Source organism: Acetobacterium sp. K1/6 (assembly GCF_034438075.1).
Taxonomy (GTDB): Bacteria; Bacillota; Clostridia; order Eubacteriales; family Eubacteriaceae; genus Acetobacterium; species Acetobacterium carbinolicum.
Map to the genome: position 1 here is coordinate 53,935 of NZ_JAXQGA010000009.1, position 17,949 is coordinate 71,883.

Genomic DNA, 17,949 nt, shown 5'->3' on the forward strand with positions numbered 1-17,949 from the left:
TAAGTATATACCTCTTATATCGCTTATTAACCTTAAAATTACAAATAAACAATAAAAAGAAGTTAAATAAAAGTAAATTAATGTGAAACTTTTCCATATCTGACCTTTATTTTTTTAAAAAAAGAAGCTGATCGCACTCGTTTTCGAGCGGGATCAGCTTCTTGTTTTGTTAGTACTTATCTCATCATATGGATGGATTCACTCTTTACCGCATGAGCCGCTTCCATCAGCGATTCGCCAACGGTGGGGTGAGCATGGATGGTGGACTTAAGTTCTGCTACCGTTGCTTCCAGGCGAATCGCCAGAGCTCCTTCGACAATCAGATCAGTGGCCCGGGGACCGGCCATGTGCAGTCCCAGGATTTCGCCGGTAGCAGCATCCGTAACGTATTTGACCAGCCCGGTCGTTTCGCCAATGATCATCGCTTTGCCATTGACGGCCATGGGAAAATTACCGACCTTTATGTCATAACCCGCTTCTCTGGCCTCGGCCTCAGTGAGCCCCACGCCAGCCAGTTCCGGTTTGGTATAAACACAATAGGGGATCGTTTTAAAATCAATCTGTGACCGGATTCCGACAATGGTTTCTACTGCAAATATCCCTTGGGCCGATGCCACATGAGCAAGCATGACCCCGCCATTGCAATCGCCCACCGCATAAATATGCGGCTTATTCGTCTGCATTTTCTGATTGACCTTGATTGCGCCTCGCTCCGTTTTTATGCCGGCCTTTTCCAGTTCCAGGGTACTAAGTTCTGGTTTTCGGCCCACCGAGAGCAACACTTTTTGAGCCGTCACAATTTTTTCTTCCGCTTGGGAACTGGTCGTAACCGCTAAGCCGTCAGGACCTTCCTTAATTGATTCGACCTTTGTTCTGGTAAAAATTTCCACGCCATCTTTGATTAATTTATCTTTTAGCGGTTTAACAATATCCCGATCCATAGTGGCAACAATGTCCGGCAACATTTCGATGATCGTAACCTTACAACCAAAAGCATTGTAGATGGTAGCAAATTCACAACCAATGACGCCGCCACCGATGATACACAAACTCTCGGGAACCGCTTCAAGTGATAAGGCCGCATCACTGGTGATCACATCGGGATGAACACTTCCCGGGATCGGTGGAATTACGGGTTTTGAACCCGTTGCGATAATGGCAAAGTCAAAATCGATGACTTCTTCATCTTTGCTTATTTCGTCTTGATTGTTATTATAAGAAACTTTAATTTGATGATCATTTAGAAAAACGCCGGTTCCCATTATTTGGGTAATGGTGTTGTTCTTTAACAGGGCCTTCACGCCACCCACCAATTTTTTTATAATTTTCGTCTTTCTTTTCTGGAGTGTTTTCCAGTCGGCTTCATAACCAGAAACTGTGATTCCCAGTTCTTTGGCATCGTTTTTCAGAACATCCAGGAGTTCGGTGGTATGCAAAAGCACTTTTGTCGGGATACAGCCAACATTGAGACAGGTTCCACCTAAGAACTTGTTTTCAATCAGAGTTACCTCCGCGCCTAAATGAGCTGCCCGGATGGCTGCCACATAACCGCCCGGGCCACCGCCAATAATGACAATCTTCATGATTCTACCTCCATCATAACAGCAGCAATCCGGGTTTTTCAATCAGCTCTTTAAGTCGGGCAACAAATTGGGCTGCCACTGAACCATCCACCACCCGGTGATCAGCCGTCAAACTCAGATTCATCATCGGTTTAATGACCACCTGACCCTCAACGACCATCGGCGTATCAATAATGGTATTGATTCCCAGTATCGCTACCTCAGGCTGATTGATAATCGGTGTGAAGGATTCCATGCCAAACATACCGATATTGGTAAGGGTAAAGGTTCCTCCGGTTATTTCATCGGTTTCCAGTTCATTGTTTCGGGCTTTTTCAGCCAGCGCCTTGATTTCGGTCGAAATGGCACCCAGATCTAATTTATTGGCAAACTTTACTACTGGAACAATCAAGCCATCCGGTAGCGCCACGGCCACGCCAATATTTACATAATTTCGGGTGACAATATCAGTACCAACAATGGCACTGTTGAGAAGTGGGAACTCCAACAGCACTCGGGATAATATCTTCACCAAAATATCGGTATAGGTTATTTTTGCGGTACTTTTTAATTCTTCTCGAAGCTGTTTCATCGCAGTGGTATCCACCCGCTGGTTATAGTTAACCGTCGCCGCTGTTTCCTGACTGGCCGACATCCGACTGGCAATAATTTTTCGCATCGCTGACATCGGCTTGGTAAATTCCTGAGGATCTGCATATTTAAGGAAATCGGCGTTTTGTTTAAAGGCCAGCACATCGGCCTTCATAATCCGACCATCTTTATTAATCTGTCCCGGATCGACGCCTAAACCGGCTGCAATCACGCCGGCCGTCGGGGAAATTTTTGGTTGAGTTGTTTTAGCTTTTTCGGCAAATTCATTGACATCTTTTTCAGTAATGGCGCCTTGAGGGCCGGTACCGGTTACCTGGGTGATGTCAATCTTTAATTCAGCCGCTATTTTCTTGGTTCGGGCAGACGCTTTAACCCGGCCACCGGTAGCCGGTTTAACTGGGGCTTGCTCAGCCTTTGGCGGTTCGGGAGCATCTGGTTTTGTCGCGCTGGCTACCGGACTGGCTACCGCCTTTTCTGCTTCAGCCAACAAGGCCGATATATCTTCGTCGGCTTTTCCGATGATGGCAATGGGTTTTAACACTTCCACGGTTCCCTCGGACACCAGTATCTTTCTGATTATCCCTTCTCCCGGGGATTCAAACTCCTTGGTTATTTTATCTGTTTCCACATCAAAGATAATTTCGCCCATCGTCACGCTGTCACCTTCAACTTTACGCCAGTTGGCAATGTTCCCTTCGGTCATCGTCAATCCGAGCTTGGGCATCACTAAAAACTTAGCCATAATCCAATCCTCCTTTTTATTCCAAAACCATAAAAAAACCGTTTTTTTGGCCCACTTCAATGGCTTTTTTAACATCCACATGCCATGGCCCGTTCCGACTGATTTTAAAGGTAAAGGCCTGATCCTTATGAAATTCGATTTCCCGTTCCCCATCCAGGGCAATGGTTCCCCGGCAATAGGTGGTAAAAGTATAGTCTTCGTTAAACTTTAAAATCACGGGTGTACTGGTGCCAATCGCTAAAACAATCCCTGCTGACATGGGAATCTTAATTTTAGGGGCATCTTTATCAATGCTGATATAGGCACCAAAATCGTCTTCTTCGGTGATAATGATTTTCCCCCCGACCACCGACGAAAAACCGATCGATGCCGGATGACTTCGGGCGACAAATATTTTCTCAATATCTTCAACCTTCCAAATGGCCCGGGAACCGACAAAGACATCCCGGGAAATAACCGCATCGATGAGCGCAATGTCCTTAAGTTGCCCCGCTGCGTAAATTTCTATAATCTTGTCTCTATTTGAATAGACTTCTTTTTCAAATTTATGGGAAGCCACCACTGCTGCGGCAATACCGGCAATGGTTCCTTCAATCATGTCCGGATAGACATTGTTCGTACCAGTGGAGATCGAAATCATCGGAATATCCCCAATGTCTTTGGTCACCGCCCGATTGGTGCCATCGCCCCCCAGGGTAACAATGCATCCCGCGTTTTTTTCGTTCATCAACCTGACCGCTTTGTACGTGTCTTCGACGGTATCCTCTTTAAAGAAATCGAACACTTCAATTTCACATTTCAGCTCGCCGGAGGTTTTAAGCTTATCCTCCACCCGATAACCCATATTGTAAGGATCTGGCATCATATATACCTTTTCCACCCCATTTTGCTGGGCCCCGAGAATGATGCGCTCGACAATATTTATTTTTTCATTGTTATCAATAACCGTTGCATGAGCAACCAGTCGTCTGATGTCCTTCCCTGAGGCAGGATTAGCAATTATACCGATTGAATTCATAAGTCCACCACCTTTTTCTGTCTTTAAAAAATTCTGGAAATAATATCATCGCTGTTCACTCCATTATTCCCAGAACCATGGCGCTTATGCCATGTTAATATGTTACTGGTTAAAACAACGATTTAACTGCCTGAACGACATCGTCGGCATTTGGCAACATGTAGGCTTCCAGAATTCCACTAAAGGGTACTGGGGTATTGAGGGCGCAGACCCGCTTAATCGGTGCATCACATTCATAGAAGCATTCGTCAGCGATAATGGCTGCCAATTCTCCCGCATAACTGCCACGTTTTGCCTCTTCGGAAACAATCACAACCTTATGGGTTTTCTTGACCGATTCAAAGATTGCTTCCGTATCCAGCGGATAAAGGGAGCGTAAATCGATGACTTCCACATCAATGCCATCTTTTTCCAGCATTTCGGCGGCTTTTAAGGCATCGTACACCTGTTTACCATAGGTAATAATGGTGACGTCATTTCCTTCCCGTTTGATATTCGCTTTTCCCAAAGGAATCGGTTTAACTTCATCTTCTACCTGGCCGGTAACGGCATACAAGGTTTTATTTTCCAAATAGATTACCGGGTTATCATCATCAATGGCAGTGAGCATTAAGCCAATCGCGTCCTGGGCATTAGAGGGATAGACCACCTTAAGACCAGGCACATGAGTAAACCAGGCTTCCAGAGATTGGGAATGCTGGGCTGCGGCTGCCACGCCGGCGCCGGAAGGCAAACGCACGACCATCGGAAGTTTTAATTTTCCACCAAACATATAACGCATTTTAGCGGCCTGGTTTACTAACTGATCCATCCCAACGGTGGCAAAGTCAACAAACATTAACTCTGGAATTGGTCGCAACCCCACTGCGGCAGCACCGACAGCAGCACCAATAATAGCGCCTTCAGAGATGGGTGTGTCCCGGACTCTTTTTTCACCAAACTCTTCAAACAAACCTGCTGTTACCCCAAAACATCCCCCAAAAAGACCAACATCTTCTCCGAAAATAAATACATCCGGATTCTCCAGCATTTTTATCTGCATACCTTCTTTGATTCCTTGACCGTAAGTAAGTTCTCTCATCTTGATCGTCCCTCCTCTACTATATCGGTGTAAACATCTTCGACAGCAGATGATACATCTGGGAATTTACTGGCCAGAGCAAAATCAACAGCTTCTTCAACTAAAGCGTCAATTTTTTCATTGAGTTTATCCATTTCTTCCTGCGTCATGACCTTATTTTCAAGGATATATTTTTCCACTCTGGGAATTGGGTCTTTCTTCTTCCATTGTTCCAGTTCTCCTTCTGGTCGATAAACCGTCGGATCACCTTCGAAATGACCACGCCAGCGGTAAGTTTTACATTCAATTAGGGTTGGCCCCTGCCCTTTGCGGGCTCTGGCGACCGCTTCAGCAACTGCTTCAAACACCGCAAAGACATCATTCCCATCTACCGTAATTCCGGGGATATTATAAGAAACAGCCCGCTGGGAGATATCGGTGATATTCTGATGTCTGGCCTGGCTTACAGAAATCCCATAGCCATTGTTTTCGCAAATAAAGATAACCGGTAGTTTCCAGGTACTGGCTAAATTTAAGCCTTCATGGAAGGTACTTTGGTTCGTCGAGGCATCACCAAAGAAACAAGCACAAACCTGATCGGTTCCCCGGTACTGAATACCGAGTCCAGCACCCGTTGCAATGTTATGACCAGCACCAACGATCCCATTTGCTCCAAGAATGCCCTTAGTTGCATCAGCAATATGCATGGAACCACCTTTGCCTTTGCAATAACCGGACTCTTTGCCAAAGAGTTCCGCCATCATATATTTCATGTCACCGCCCTTGGCTAAAATATGTCCGTGACCACGATGGGTGCTGGTAATATAATCATCATCCCGCAAGCTTTCACATACACCTGTTGCGACTGCTTCTTCACCAATATAAAGGTGAACGAATCCACCAACCTGACCTTCAGCAAAAAGATTCATGGCTCTATTTTCGAACTTCCTGATTTTCACCATTTTTTCATACATTTCAATGATCGTTTCGTTTGAAATTTTCAAAATAATTCCTCCTTTTTATCTGCTTTACTTGGGAATCTTTACAATCACAAGGGTAATCTACACGCTCACTGTCACACACACAATGGCTGCTTCGATCGTGTTATTGGCATCACCAAAGCCGGGGAAAAAAAGTCCGGCAGTTGTTAGTCCTCCTTTCTCTGCTATAATGGTTACCGTTCCCACCGGGAAGAGTTTTTTGAGCGCTTCCTGATCCAAATCCTGGGGCCGCGATACGCCAATAATTGCCTCAATCATCATCTTTTCATTGAGATTCTCTTCCGTTAATCCATGGATCTCATGGAGCCCGATCAGGCAGCTTCGGGAAATGGCGTCTTTAATGGCTTTTGCTGCCGCCTTGTTGACATCCTGTCCATGAAAATCCATCCCCATTCCAAATTCAATGATGAACTTTTTAATCCGAATCACCTCCCACCTTTTCTCACCTTCGCATCTTAACAGATGCTTAATCTTTCACTAAAAAATATCATCCCCGCTTTTATTCTCCAAACCAGGATGGCTATCAAATCGAACCACACCAACCGCAGCTTTTCCTTTGACGGCTTCGCTAATCATTGCCGTTCCCCGATGTCCAAACCCGCCACATAGTTCAAAGGCGCCAACCCCTTCATCCACCAGCTTTTTTGCTGTCTCAACTGCACCTTCGTAAGATGAGACACCCACCGAAATCAGTGTTACTGCTTCTGTTTCAACCGTCGACCGATGAATGGCCGGATCGGCATTGGGAGCAATAAAAATAAATGCTGCCTTTAACGCCATATGCAAACCTCCTTGTTTTCAAGTTGCTTAGATATAGAGCAATTTTCGTGCCAAAAATACTGACCCGCTCCTTTATTTAAACGTTTACTTAAGATGGTGTTAATTTCGGTTTTTTGAAAGAACAGGTGATTTTTTTTCGCAAATTGTTCGGTGTTTCTTTTCTCATTATGAGAATTTGAATCTCATAATGAGAAAAGCAGTCTCAAAATTGAGACTGCTTTTCTTAGGGGCGGTTAATAACCGCCCCTACAAAAGGATGCTGTTTGGATTGTTTAATCTGACATCCCCGGTTCGTTGGGGCGAGCATTGCTCGCCCGCAGATTTTTATAATCGTTTTAAAATGTCGCTGCGCAGTTTGCGCAATTCTGGGGAGGTCATCATCACCTCGGGACTGGCATGTTTAACCGGCACCGCTATTTCTTCAACGATATGGGCGGGTGATCCGTTAATGATATAGATCCGATCGGACAGGAAGATGGCTTCGTCGATATCATGGGTAATAAATAAAACAGAACCCTTGATTTTTGCTAGTATTTCCAGCAGATACTCCTGCATTTTCAGCCGGGTAATGGCATCCAGCCCCCCGAAGGGTTCATCCAATAGCATGATTTCCTTTGAAAACATCGTGGTCCGCAGCAGTGACACCCGTTGTTTCATCCCGCCGGACAATTGGATCGGATATTTTTTTCCATCTTCCTCCAGTTGAAAAACCGCCAGCATCTCTTTCACCTTTTCGCGGGCTTCTTTTTTGGGTATTCCACGAATTTCCAGGGGTAAGATGCCATTGTCAATGACGTTACGCCAGGGCAGCAGCAGATCCTTCTGGTACATATAGCTGACCACACCGGTTTCCCCCGTAACCTCTTTGCCGTTTATAATAATCCTCCCTGCTTCTGGTTTTAGTAGCCCGGCAATAACGTTAAAGAGCGTGCTTTTGCCACAGCCACTGGGACCCAACACCGAGACAAATTCACCCTGATTGAGATCGATATGAATATCTTCGATGATATTTTTATGGTTATACTCCTTGGTTACTCCCGCAACTTTAAGAACACAATTATTCTGGTAGGTATTCATTCGTAAAGGCCTCATCGGCTTTTAACTGGTTCTCCAGCAAGCCTTGATCATTCATCCATTTCCCATAGTTTTCCCAAATGTCAAGACTCATGACACCCCATTTTTCGGCATCACTCTGATACTCACCAGCCAGATATTGCTGCGACGACACCGCCAACGCCCGATCAATTTCAGGGTTGTCGATCAGTAATAGATCTGCTGCCGCTTCAGGATTATCAATCGCATACTGGTAGCCTTTCGTCACTGCCCGCAAGAATTTTTTAGCTGTTTCCGGATTACTTTTTAGATAGTCTTCACTGGCAATAATCACCGGGGTATAATAATCCAGGTTTTTATCGACATCCTGAAGTTTAATAAAATTAATCGGCTCATTCTTAAGCTCGGCAGAAACCCCGGCCCAGCCATAAAAAATCCAGGTAAAATCGACATGATCTTTAACAGCAGCGAAATAATCCATCGCGCCGATATCAACGATTTCAAGCTTGCTAAAATCGGCGTTATCCCCTTCCATCAACCCCTTTAAGGTGGCGACTTCCATGGGGGAACCCCAGCCGCCGTATTTTTTTCCTTCGAAATCTTTAGGACTAAGAATGTTGCGATCCACCGGCGAAGCAAAACCGGAAGTGTTATGCTGGATAATAGCCGCAATGGCTTTAATCGGCAGCGGATTAGCAGCGGTTCTGGCATAGGTCACCTGTTCCTGATAGCTGACCCCAAACTCTCCTTGTCCGGCGGCAATCAAATCGGCGCTGCCACCTTCGCTTGGTTGAATAATCTCAACTTCCAGACCTTCTTCTTCAAAATAGCCCAACTCCTTTGCCGCATATAAACCGGTATGATTGGTATTGGGGACCCAATCCAGAACCACGGTAATCTTTTCTTCACTTTTGGGTGTACACCCTGTTAAAGCAATCAGAATAATTCCTATTGGCAGTAATAACAGCAGTAATAATTTTCTTTTCATTCCTCTTCCTCCTTTAATTTTTCCCAGGGCATCAGGGCCCTTTGAATCCCCGCAATGCCGTAAAATAATATGATCGACAAGATTACAATTACCACGATTGACGCAAAAACCAGGTCCAGTGCAAAGGCATGCCTTGCTCTTAACATATAAACCCCCAGCCCGGCTTTCCCGCCCAGCCATTCCCCGATGACCGCTCCCATAATACTGTAGGTAGCCGCAATTTTAAGACCTGAGAAAAAATAGGGCAGAGCACTGGGGAATTTTATTTTTGCAAAGATCTGCCCTTTTGTGGCACCCATGGATCGAACCAGATTAATGAGTTCTCCATCGACACTTTGAAGACCTTCAATCAGGTTGACGGTAATAGGAAAAAAGCAAACCAGCACCACCACAAATATTTTTGGGGCAATTCCAAAGCCAAACCACATCGCCAGCAGCGGTGCAATAACGATTATTGGCACCGTTTGCGAGATCACCAGAACCGGGTAGATTGCTTTTTTAACCATCGGAAACTGATCCATCGCAACAGCCATAATCAGTGCTAAAAAAACAGCCGCCAGAAGACCGGTCATCCCTTCAAAAAAGGTTACCCCGGTGTGCATCATAATATCTGACCCATTGACGATCAGGGCATTGACGATATCCGAGGGTGATGGCAGGGTGTAACGTTCCACGACACCCAGGTTAACTACCAACTCCCACAAGATCAGAATGGCCAGAATAAAAATAATGGGGATAAGCTTGTCACTGATATTTTGATACTTTCTCATCAATTGTGACGCCTTCTTCCTTGTAATCAATTTTCACGATTGAAACCACCCGCTCGGCACCGTGCTTGATGCAGATCGACTGGGCCCGCTTAACAATATCCAGAAGATCATCGAGCTCACCTTCAATGGATGTCTCAAAGGGACCAACGACATAGTTAAGCCCGGTCTGACTGATCATTTCAATCACCTGGTCCACGACATAATAAATTTCACAATCCGGTACCACCGGTAAAACCTGTAAGCTTAGATTCACTTTTGCCAAAATTCTCACCTCCATGACATATTTAAAATACAACGAATCAAAGATCTGATTCGTTGTATTTTAAATAAGCACTTTTCGTGCCAACAATTATTATTTTACCACATTTTTTTCTTTACTGGTTTTATTCTTGCTGTCACTTCTTATTTGTCTCATAAAATTTCTCGAAATGAGACATAAATCTCATTTCGAGAAAAAAATTGTGTTAAAACATGTAAACAGTCATCAATATGGTTTTACAATGATTTTGACATTCTCATCTTTTCTGTTAACGAGCTCTTCAAATCCTTTTTCAATAATATCATCAATACCGATTCTTCCTGTCACCAGCGGCGAAATATCAATCCGCCCGTCAGATACTAAATCAATGGCTGTTTTGAAATCTCCGGCATAAGCTAATGAACCAATTACAGTCTTATCCGTGAATACAATCGTATTAATCTGAAGGCTGGTTTCTCTTTCATAGATCCCACTAAGAATAATTTTCCCACCCGTTCTTGCCACTTCAATGGCTGTCGGAGTTACCTTATCGCTTCCGATACATTCAAAAACAACATCTGGGCCGATTCCGTCTGTCAATTCCAAAATCCGGGCCTTGATATCAATTTCGGTCGGATCCAGAACTTCGTGAGCGCCCATTTTTGCAGCAAATTCTTTTCTCGCTTTGGCCACTTCCACGACATAGATTTTTCCAGCACCGGCGGCTCTAGCAGCAAGAAGTGTACAGAGTCCAATTGTTCCGGCGCCAAAAATTACGACACTTTCCCCTTCAATTAGTGGACCGGAACGTACGGCATGAATGCCAACAGAAAGTGGTTCGATTAATGCACCTGCTTCAAAAGACATTTCATCCGGCATCTTATATAAGGTATAGTCCGGAACAACAACATACTCTGCAAAAGCGCCATCCGTCATCAAACCAGTAAACGCCAGTTTTTCACAAACATTATACTTCCCTAATTTACAGGGGTTGCATTCATGACAAACCTGACAGGCATCTGGAGCAACCTTGTCACCAACTTTGAATTTTTTCACATCAGAACCAACCTCAACAATCGTGCCTGAAAATTCATGGCCTAACGTAATTGGGGCCGTTCCACCAGTTAGTGGATGAGGCGTCGTCGTTGGTATAAAGATTGGTCCTGCAAGATACTCATGTAAATCAGAACCACATATTCCACACCATTCGACTTTAATTTTTACAAAATTTTCTCCCGGTAACTTGGGCTCAGGAACATCCATCACTCTGACATCTTTTTTCCCATACCATACTGCGGCTTTCATTATTTTCTCCTTTCAATCTGATCTTTCACATAAATCCAATATCAAAACCTGAATAACCTTAACCTCCAATCGAATTCATTTGATATTGAATCTATGTTTATAGCAATTATCATGCCAGATCTTAGGATTTAAAAAAGCTTAGACACTATGGACATGAATATCATAGGCTTTTATTTTTCGATAGATGGTGGCCTTACTGATGCGGAGCTCTTCGGCCGCCTTTACGGCATTTCCTTTATTAAGAAGCAGCGCGTGTTCAATGCTGTTTCTTTCCAAATCTTTTAGCGTTTCGCCTTCACTCTTATGATAATGATCCTCTTTTTCTTTTGCCAGCGCCTCAATATCGTCAATCTGATCACTCATCGACATATAGTAACCCCGCTGGACAATATTTTTTAGTTCTCTGACATTTCCTTCCCACTTGTACGCCTGAAGTTTTTTTACAAATTTCTCAGTGAAATATTTATTAACCTCACTGTTTTCCTGATTTAACTGTTCCAGAAAATATTGACCAAGCACCAGAATATCTTCGCGCCTTCTTTTTAGTGGCAACAATCTCAGGTTGATAACATTAAGCCTGAAATACAAATCCTGCCTAAAGGCATCCTTGGACATCTCATTGAGTAAATTCCGATTGGTTGCCGCAATAATACGAACATCAAGCTTCCTTTGATAATTTCCGCCAATTCGCATCACTTTCTTTTCATCCAAAACGCGTAATAATTTTGGCTGTATTTCCATCGGTATTTCACCAATTTCATCGAGAAACAGCGTTCCGCCATTGGCCAGCTCAAATTTTCCTGGCATTCCGCCTTTAATGGCACCGGTAAATGAACCCGTTTCATAGCCAAAAAACTCGCTCTCAACCAGCTCCTTCGGAATGGCCGCACAATTAATCGCAATAAAAGGGCCATTTCGTCGTTGGCTTTCGTTATGGATGGATTGAGCAAACAATTCTTTTCCAGTGCCGCTTTCCCCTTCGATGAGCACCGAACAGTCTGTTTTCGAAATTCTTTTGGCGGTATTGATCAGCTCCAGCATCGTTTTATTTTTGGTAATTATCTTATCAAAGGTATAATTGGCCCGAAAACCCACCAATTTATTAATTTCTTTGCGCACCTGTTTTGACTCCCTGATCACAAGCACAGCACCGATTACTTTTTCGTTAAAAGCGACCGGGGTAATATCCATAAAACAATCGATCTTTCTTAATCCGATAATAAGCGTTATATCGGAATACGCGAATTTTCGTTTATTGATAAAAATATTGTCTACCACATCTATATCTTTTAATACATGGCTCATGTCCAGCTTAAAGATTTCATCTTCACGCATTTGAAACAGTTCTAAAATTTTGTGATTGAACTTTTTTACTCTCAAATCAGTATCAATGATTATCAAACCGTTAAGGATCGAATCCCATGCCACATCAATTAATTTATAAGACTCCAAAATCTCATATCGCATTTCTCGCGTGAGTGTATCGCCGTTTTTTAATTTTTCCATCAACATCTTTATATCCATGAATTTACCTCCACATGAATCACCAGTTCAACTAAAAACGCCACATTATAACTGAAACAAACGTTTTTCGGACTGACACCTGTTGTTTTTTACATGGCCCAAACACTTTTTTGATGGAATGTGGCACTCTGATGCTACCCGATCGCTTCGGCCATGTTTTTTGTTAGCTTAACCCGTAATTCGCCATTATAGGAACCGCTGGGTAAGAGTTCGGTGCGGCCATTAAATATTTGCTGAGCAGCCACCGCATAAGAGCGGGAAATACTGGCAAAGGATCCTTCTTTGATGGTTGGATTGATGTTTTTGGTGACAATCGAAATCGTTTCATCTCTGTTTTTGAGGATTTCGAAGGTTCGAAAATTCTGTGGAAAATCCCGCAGGGAAGCCGTTTCGACCACCCAAAAACCGCGTTCCGGCTGATTAGGATCTGGGGATATTACCGGAGTAATGGTATTGCGATGACGATGCCCAGAGACCCAGAGGATCAAATTGGGATAGGCGTGGAGCATTTTTATCAGTTCCTGTTCTGACACCGGTGAAATCGTGCTCCAGGACATAAACGGCTTCGTTAAGGGTTCCTGGTATTCCACCGCAATAGGTATATGGGCGGCGATTATCATCAGCTTTCCCTCACGCTGACCCGTCTCAAGTTCGCCCATCAACCAATCAAAACGCTCCTGATCCAGGGAGCCATGGGCATAGCCTTTAACATTGGGATCGTCATCCCGTTGGGTGTTATCCAGCACAATAACCTTGATGGGAACCCCTTCTTGGGGCTCAAAACTATAGCAGGCAAAACCGGTTTTTAGATTCTCGGCTTTAAACCCATGACCAATCGGTGTCGTTTCAGTGTTAAAAAATTCCTGCATCCATTCGGTTCGGGATAGAAACCGTCGACTGGGATCATCAGTCAGGGCTTCTTTTGGCTTATCCGGCCAGATATGATCATGATTACCAATAATCTGATACCAGGGAATCTGCCGATTCAGACCGACAGCCATAAAATCGTCGTAGAAATCCCTCCGCGGACCAATCCGGGGATTGGGATTAATCCCAAAGTCCAGATTTATTTCTTTACCGTCAAAAATGTCTATCGACCACCGCAGTTCGTTAAAAATGGCATTGTTGGTATTATCACCCATCGATAAACCAAAATTAAAGGGATTTTGATGGTGGATGGCATTAACTGAATGAATGGCCCCATCCAGGACGTGGGTGGTATAGTGCAGCATTTCTGAATATACCGACACGATTCCGCCGCCATGTTTTGAATAGATGCCGTGGGCCGGAAGCTCAGCATCGGTGATGTGAATATCGGTTATGGCAAAGAAATGGAGCAATTGTTTCGCTTGGTTTTGAGCCGGGTACTGATTGTCAGCCGACATCAGATCCAGCCGCATCTCCGGTTCCTGATTCGACTCTGCAATCCATCCCCCATAGCCATCTTTTGCGTGCCTGAGGATTTTAGCGTCTTCCACCTGGGGCTTGGTGGCAAGCACCGGGTCCAGGAAAAAGGTGTAGGTTTCCTTTTCGGAGAAGAAATTCATTTGACACTCAGATACTGGTACCGCAACCGGACTGATTAGCTGTTGTATTTCTTTTAATTGCTTTTCTAAGCGATTTGATTTTTTTGATCGTTTATTTCCCATTGGCTTGCCTCAACAATTTCCAGTGTAAACAAATTCCAACGATTCTCTGGCAATATCAGCCAGATGATAAATCCTGGAAATATCGGTGGCATTCCGATCCAACATTTCATATTGTGGAAAAAAACGGGACAAATGCAAGGGAATACCTCGCCCCACCGAAGCCAGCCACTGGGATAATGCCCGGATTTCGTCGTCACTGTCGTTTTCTCCGGGGACAATTAGCGTGGTCACCTCGACATGCGTGGTTTGACTGGCTAATTTGATGGTTTTTTTGACCGTTTCCAGATCGCCGCTGATCTTTTTATAAAACGTTTCATTGAATGCTTTTAGATCAATGTTCACAGCATCGATATCCGGAAGGATTTCCCGGAGAATTTCTTCGCAAAAGTAGCCATTTGTTACCACCACATTTTTTAACCCGTTCTTTCTTGTCTCCTGGGTGCAATCTCGTACAAATTCATAACCCACCAGGGGTTCATTATAGGTATAAGCCAGCCCGATATTCCCTTCGCCCACCAATCTGAGAGCATTAGCTACTAGGCCTTGTGGACTCATTTTACGGCCATGGGCTTCTCCCAATCCGGCCATCGAAATTTCGTAGTTTTGACAAAATGAACACCTTAAATTACAGCCAAAACTCCCCACCGACAAAATTTTCGATCCCGGATAAAAATGGCGTAATGGTTTTTTTTCAATGGGATCCAAGGCGATGGCCGTAACCACACCGTAATTCAGATCTTCAATGACCTTAGACCGGTTAATTCGGGCCCGGCAGAACCCAATCTCACCCTCATCCAGTTTGCATTGATGGGGACAAAGCCGACATGCTATTTTACTCACAGTTTTTCCACCCTTCGTTTAATTGCACGATACTAATCCTCGCCTTAAATAATCGTTTCTAACCCAATAAAAAAGGAAAACGCCTGATGTCTTCCTTCTTTTTGACGCTATTTGTTTCATACCCAAATCCCGGCTTTAAGAATCACTGTCCGGCGATTAAATATCCTTTTTCTTGCAAACTTTTCTCAACTGCTAAGAGAATCCCCTCTGAGGCTGCTTCCACGGTATGAAAGTGAACCTTGCCGGTGAGCTTCATCAGCGGGCTGGTCTTTTTTTCTTCGAGACCGGTTACAAATTTGTCCACATCCGCCCGGGTGGCCAGCAGTAAATTAACCTGAATTTTTCCATAGAGATCATGAATAATAAAAACATCCTTCACAAAACCACCGGCATCAATTATTGTGTAAAGCTCATCACCAATTTCTTCGTGGCTGTGATACACTTTAAACACTTTTTCTTTTGGCGGTGGATCGACGATGACGTAACCTTTATTCGTGGAAATAATATTATAGTGAGCAGCTTTCAGGAGCGCAATATCCGAAACTATGCTTTGTCGACTAACCTTGAAAATTTCGGACAAGGCGGTTCCTGAAACGGGTTCCTGGGACGAGCGGAGTGTTTTGATGATATCGTTCTGTCTTTGTTTTTTTTTCATAGCTGACACTCCTTTTTTTTTTAAAGCTTATAAAAGCTGCAGATTTTTCATCGATAAATCAAGAATCGGTGAGGAATGGGTCAGGGCACCGCAGGAAATAAAGTCTACCCCAATATCGCTAAGCTCCTTTAACCGCGTTTCGGTGACATTCCCGGAACATTCACTTAGTGCTCTACCAGCCATGATTTTTATGGCTGCTTTCATGGTATCGATCGCCATGTTGTCCAGCATGATGATGTCGGCTCCTGCTTCCAGGGCTTCCTCCAACATCGTTAAATTTTCCACTTCCACCTCAATCTTGCGGACAAAGGGGGCCTGTTTTTTAGTGGCGGCAATGGCTTCTTTTACACCACCAGCGGCATTGATATGATTATCTTTAATGAGAATGCCATCAGACAGGTTATAGCGGTGGTTATATCCGCCCCCAACCGTGACAGCATATTTTTCAAAAATCCGCATATTCGGCGTGGTTTTCCTGGTGTCCAGCAATCGGGTTTTGGACCCACTTAAATAGTCTGCCAGCTTCCGGGTATGGGTGGCGATGCCGCTCATCCGTTGCAGATAATTAAGGGCGGTGCGCTCACCGGAGAGCAAGGTTCGGGCATCAGCTTTCACCACCCCCACAAGATCCCCGGGTCTAACGGTATCGCCGTCACTAAAAAAAGTTTCTATTGTTGCGCTTCCATCCAGAAGCTCAAATACCCGCTGATAAGCAGCCAAACCGGCGATGATACCGGTTTCTTTGGCAATTAACTCCACTTGAGCTCTGACCCCCGCTTTAATAACGGCGTTGGTGGTGATGTCCTCACTGGTAATATCCTCCTTAAGTGCCGCTAAAATAAGCGGATCAATGTTAAGCTTTATCAATTCGTTCAATGACCTTACTCCTTTCGATTTCGTCCAGGATGATTTTTTTATAGTCGCTTTTTAACTGTTCCAGATCTTTGTAGTCATCCAGCTGTAGCGCTTTTTTTAGCACCGCACTGGTGTTGTAATGATTATGGGTGTCAATAGCCGCTCTTTTGGCAAAGACCAGACTCTCCAGAAGCGAATTGCTGGCCAACCGATTGGCACCGTGAACGCGATTGCAACTGACTTCACCGATAGCATAAAGATGAGCCATTGATGTTCTGCTCTCCAGATCCACTTTTATGCCACCCATAAAATAATGCTGCGCCGGGGTCACCGGGATACACTCTCTGGTAATATCGTAACCTTCGTCCAAACAATGTTTAAAGATATTGGGAAAGCGATTTTTAATCACTTCCGGGCCCATATCCTGCATTGACAACCAGACAAAATCACTTTCGTCCTGTTCCATTTGCTCATGAATGGCTTTGGTCAGCAGGTCTCGGGGTAGGAGCTCATCGACAAAACGCTGCATTTTTCGGTTATAGAGTACCGCACCTTCGCCCCGGACCGATTCAGAAATCAGAAAACGTCGCCCCGGCTTCCGGGAATACAAGGTGGTGGGATGGATTTGAATATAGCTGATATTTTCCACTTCAATCTGGTGTTTTAAGGCAATGGCGATGGCATCTCCGGTAAGGTGTGCTAAATTGGTGGAACGATCAAACAGGCCACCCAGTCCCCCGGTGGCCAAAACCACATAGTCGGATTGGTACATGTGAATTGCACCCGTCCCATCACTGGCCACAACCCCGTTACAGCAGTTGTCCTGACACATCAGATCCACCATCGCCATGTTTTCAATAATGGTAATATTAGGTCGTTTTTTGACCTGGGCCAATAACTTACTGGTGATTTCTCTTCCGGTGAGGTCTTCATGGTAGAGAATCCGGGCTCGGGAATGGGCCCCTTCTCTGGTATAGAGCAGTTCCCCGTTTTCCTTTTCAAATGTCACACCCAGATCAATCAGATTTTTAATGATTTCCGGGGAGCTGCGAATCATCACAGCCACCGAAGCGCGATCATTTTCATAGTGTCCGGCTTTTAGCGTATCCTCGAAAAAACTGTCGTAGTCATCCGTATCCCTTAAGACACAGATCCCACCTTGGGCCAGATAAGAATCACTTTCATCCACCGCCCTTTTAGTGATCATCAGGATCCGTTTGTTTGGCGGAGTATTCAGAGCATAAAATAAACCTGAAGCACCGGTTCCAACGACAATGATATCAGTTTTCCCGTTCAT

Annotated in this window: 18 protein-coding genes; all 18 read right to left on the reverse strand. The window is 44.4% G+C overall.

The features are described 5' to 3' along the window. Positions 1-176: 176 nt before the first annotated feature. Positions 177-1,583: a dihydrolipoyl dehydrogenase gene (lpdA, locus tag U2P91_RS09655; RefSeq protein WP_322519528.1), complete on the reverse strand. Its 1,407-nt coding sequence runs from the start codon at positions 1,581-1,583 to the stop codon at positions 177-179. A gap of 13 nt (positions 1,584-1,596) precedes the next feature. Then, complete coding sequence (locus U2P91_RS09660) at positions 1,597-2,916, reverse strand: dihydrolipoamide acetyltransferase family protein (RefSeq protein ID WP_322519529.1); 1,320 nt, start codon at positions 2,914-2,916, stop codon at positions 1,597-1,599. A gap of 16 nt (positions 2,917-2,932) precedes the next feature. Further along, on the reverse strand, positions 2,933-3,934 hold the full coding sequence (locus U2P91_RS09665; protein WP_322519530.1) for an ATP-NAD kinase family protein: 1,002 nt from the start codon (positions 3,932-3,934) through the stop codon (positions 2,933-2,935). Positions 3,935-4,043: 109 nt separating this feature from the next. Continuing rightward, positions 4,044-5,015: an alpha-ketoacid dehydrogenase subunit beta gene (locus tag U2P91_RS09670; protein ID WP_322519531.1), complete on the reverse strand. Its 972-nt coding sequence runs from the start codon at positions 5,013-5,015 to the stop codon at positions 4,044-4,046. Next, positions 5,012-5,968, reverse strand: a complete 957-nt coding sequence (locus U2P91_RS09675; protein WP_162624588.1) for a thiamine pyrophosphate-dependent dehydrogenase E1 component subunit alpha — start codon at positions 5,966-5,968, stop codon at positions 5,012-5,014. The genes U2P91_RS09670 and U2P91_RS09675 overlap by 4 nt, the downstream gene beginning before the upstream one ends. Positions 5,969-6,055: 87 nt before the next feature. Beyond that, entirely contained in the window at positions 6,056-6,424 is a 369-nt protein-coding gene (locus U2P91_RS09680) for a Lin0512 family protein (RefSeq protein ID WP_322519532.1), read from the reverse strand. A gap of 48 nt (positions 6,425-6,472) precedes the next feature. Next, a complete protein-coding gene (locus U2P91_RS09685; protein ID WP_111887856.1) occupies positions 6,473-6,775 on the reverse strand; it encodes a DUF6506 family protein in 303 nt (100 codons plus the stop codon). A 324-nt stretch (positions 6,776-7,099) separates the two neighbouring features. After that, entirely contained in the window at positions 7,100-7,852 is a 753-nt protein-coding gene (locus U2P91_RS09690; protein WP_111887857.1) for an ABC transporter ATP-binding protein, read from the reverse strand. Next, complete coding sequence (locus tag U2P91_RS09695; RefSeq protein ID WP_322519533.1) at positions 7,833-8,816, reverse strand: ABC transporter substrate-binding protein; 984 nt, start codon at positions 8,814-8,816, stop codon at positions 7,833-7,835. Before U2P91_RS09695 ends, U2P91_RS09690 begins: the two co-directional genes overlap by 20 nt. After that, positions 8,813-9,586 carry an ABC transporter permease gene (locus U2P91_RS09700; protein ID WP_111887859.1) on the reverse strand — a complete coding sequence of 258 codons (774 nt, stop codon included), beginning with the start codon at positions 9,584-9,586 and terminating at the stop codon, positions 8,813-8,815. Before U2P91_RS09700 ends, U2P91_RS09695 begins: the two co-directional genes overlap by 4 nt. Continuing rightward, on the reverse strand, positions 9,561-9,848 hold the full coding sequence (locus U2P91_RS09705; RefSeq protein WP_111887860.1) for a thiamine-binding protein: 288 nt from the start codon (positions 9,846-9,848) through the stop codon (positions 9,561-9,563). Before U2P91_RS09705 ends, U2P91_RS09700 begins: the two co-directional genes overlap by 26 nt. Before the next feature lie 222 nt (positions 9,849-10,070). Further along, positions 10,071-11,129, reverse strand: coding sequence for a 2,3-butanediol dehydrogenase (locus U2P91_RS09710; RefSeq protein ID WP_111887861.1), 1,059 nt, complete (start codon positions 11,127-11,129; stop codon positions 10,071-10,073). 138 nt (positions 11,130-11,267) lie between these two features. Further along, positions 11,268-12,653: a sigma-54 interaction domain-containing protein gene (locus U2P91_RS09715; RefSeq protein WP_322519534.1), complete on the reverse strand. Its 1,386-nt coding sequence runs from the start codon at positions 12,651-12,653 to the stop codon at positions 11,268-11,270. A 134-nt stretch (positions 12,654-12,787) separates the two neighbouring features. Then, complete coding sequence (locus U2P91_RS09720; RefSeq protein WP_322519535.1) at positions 12,788-14,302, reverse strand: metallophosphoesterase; 1,515 nt, start codon at positions 14,300-14,302, stop codon at positions 12,788-12,790. A gap of 9 nt (positions 14,303-14,311) precedes the next feature. Beyond that, positions 14,312-15,142 (reverse strand): AmmeMemoRadiSam system radical SAM enzyme, encoded by an 831-nt coding sequence (amrS, locus tag U2P91_RS09725; protein ID WP_414151248.1) that lies wholly within the window; start codon positions 15,140-15,142, stop codon positions 14,312-14,314. Between the two features lie 142 nt (positions 15,143-15,284). Further along, entirely contained in the window at positions 15,285-15,797 is a 513-nt protein-coding gene (locus tag U2P91_RS09730; RefSeq protein WP_322519536.1) for a transcription repressor NadR, read from the reverse strand. A 27-nt stretch (positions 15,798-15,824) separates the two neighbouring features. Continuing rightward, positions 15,825-16,673, reverse strand: coding sequence for a carboxylating nicotinate-nucleotide diphosphorylase (gene nadC, locus U2P91_RS09735; protein ID WP_322519537.1), 849 nt, complete (start codon positions 16,671-16,673; stop codon positions 15,825-15,827). Further along, complete coding sequence (locus tag U2P91_RS09740) at positions 16,651-17,949, reverse strand: L-aspartate oxidase (protein WP_322519538.1); 1,299 nt, start codon at positions 17,947-17,949, stop codon at positions 16,651-16,653. Before U2P91_RS09740 ends, nadC begins: the two co-directional genes overlap by 23 nt.

Coding starts and splice junctions, on each gene's coding strand:
- U2P91_RS09710 (WP_111887861.1), bottom strand. CDS start 11,129: ATGAAAGCCGCAGTATGGTATGGGAAAAAAGATGTCAGAGTGATGGAT.
- U2P91_RS09720 (WP_322519535.1), bottom strand. CDS start 14,302: ATGGGAAATAAACGATCAAAAAAATCAAATCGCTTAGAAAAGCAATTA.
- U2P91_RS09715 (WP_322519534.1), bottom strand. CDS start 12,653: ATGGATATAAAGATGTTGATGGAAAAATTAAAAAACGGCGATACACTC.
- U2P91_RS09690 (WP_111887857.1), bottom strand. CDS start 7,852: ATGAATACCTACCAGAATAATTGTGTTCTTAAAGTTGCGGGAGTAACC.
- U2P91_RS09740 (WP_322519538.1), bottom strand. CDS start 17,949: ATGAACGGGAAAACTGATATCATTGTCGTTGGAACCGGTGCTTCAGGT.
- U2P91_RS09665 (WP_322519530.1), bottom strand. CDS start 3,934: ATGAATTCAATCGGTATAATTGCTAATCCTGCCTCAGGGAAGGACATC.
- U2P91_RS09670 (WP_322519531.1), bottom strand. CDS start 5,015: ATGAGAGAACTTACTTACGGTCAAGGAATCAAAGAAGGTATGCAGATA.
- U2P91_RS09675 (WP_162624588.1), bottom strand. CDS start 5,968: ATGTATGAAAAAATGGTGAAAATCAGGAAGTTCGAAAATAGAGCCATG.
- U2P91_RS09660 (WP_322519529.1), bottom strand. CDS start 2,916: ATGGCTAAGTTTTTAGTGATGCCCAAGCTCGGATTGACGATGACCGAA.
- lpdA (WP_322519528.1), bottom strand. CDS start 1,583: ATGAAGATTGTCATTATTGGCGGTGGCCCGGGCGGTTATGTGGCAGCC.
- U2P91_RS09695 (WP_322519533.1), bottom strand. CDS start 8,816: ATGAAAAGAAAATTATTACTGCTGTTATTACTGCCAATAGGAATTATT.
- U2P91_RS09700 (WP_111887859.1), bottom strand. CDS start 9,586: ATGAGAAAGTATCAAAATATCAGTGACAAGCTTATCCCCATTATTTTT.
- U2P91_RS09730 (WP_322519536.1), bottom strand. CDS start 15,797: ATGAAAAAAAAACAAAGACAGAACGATATCATCAAAACACTCCGCTCG.
- U2P91_RS09685 (WP_111887856.1), bottom strand. CDS start 6,775: ATGGCGTTAAAGGCAGCATTTATTTTTATTGCTCCCAATGCCGATCCG.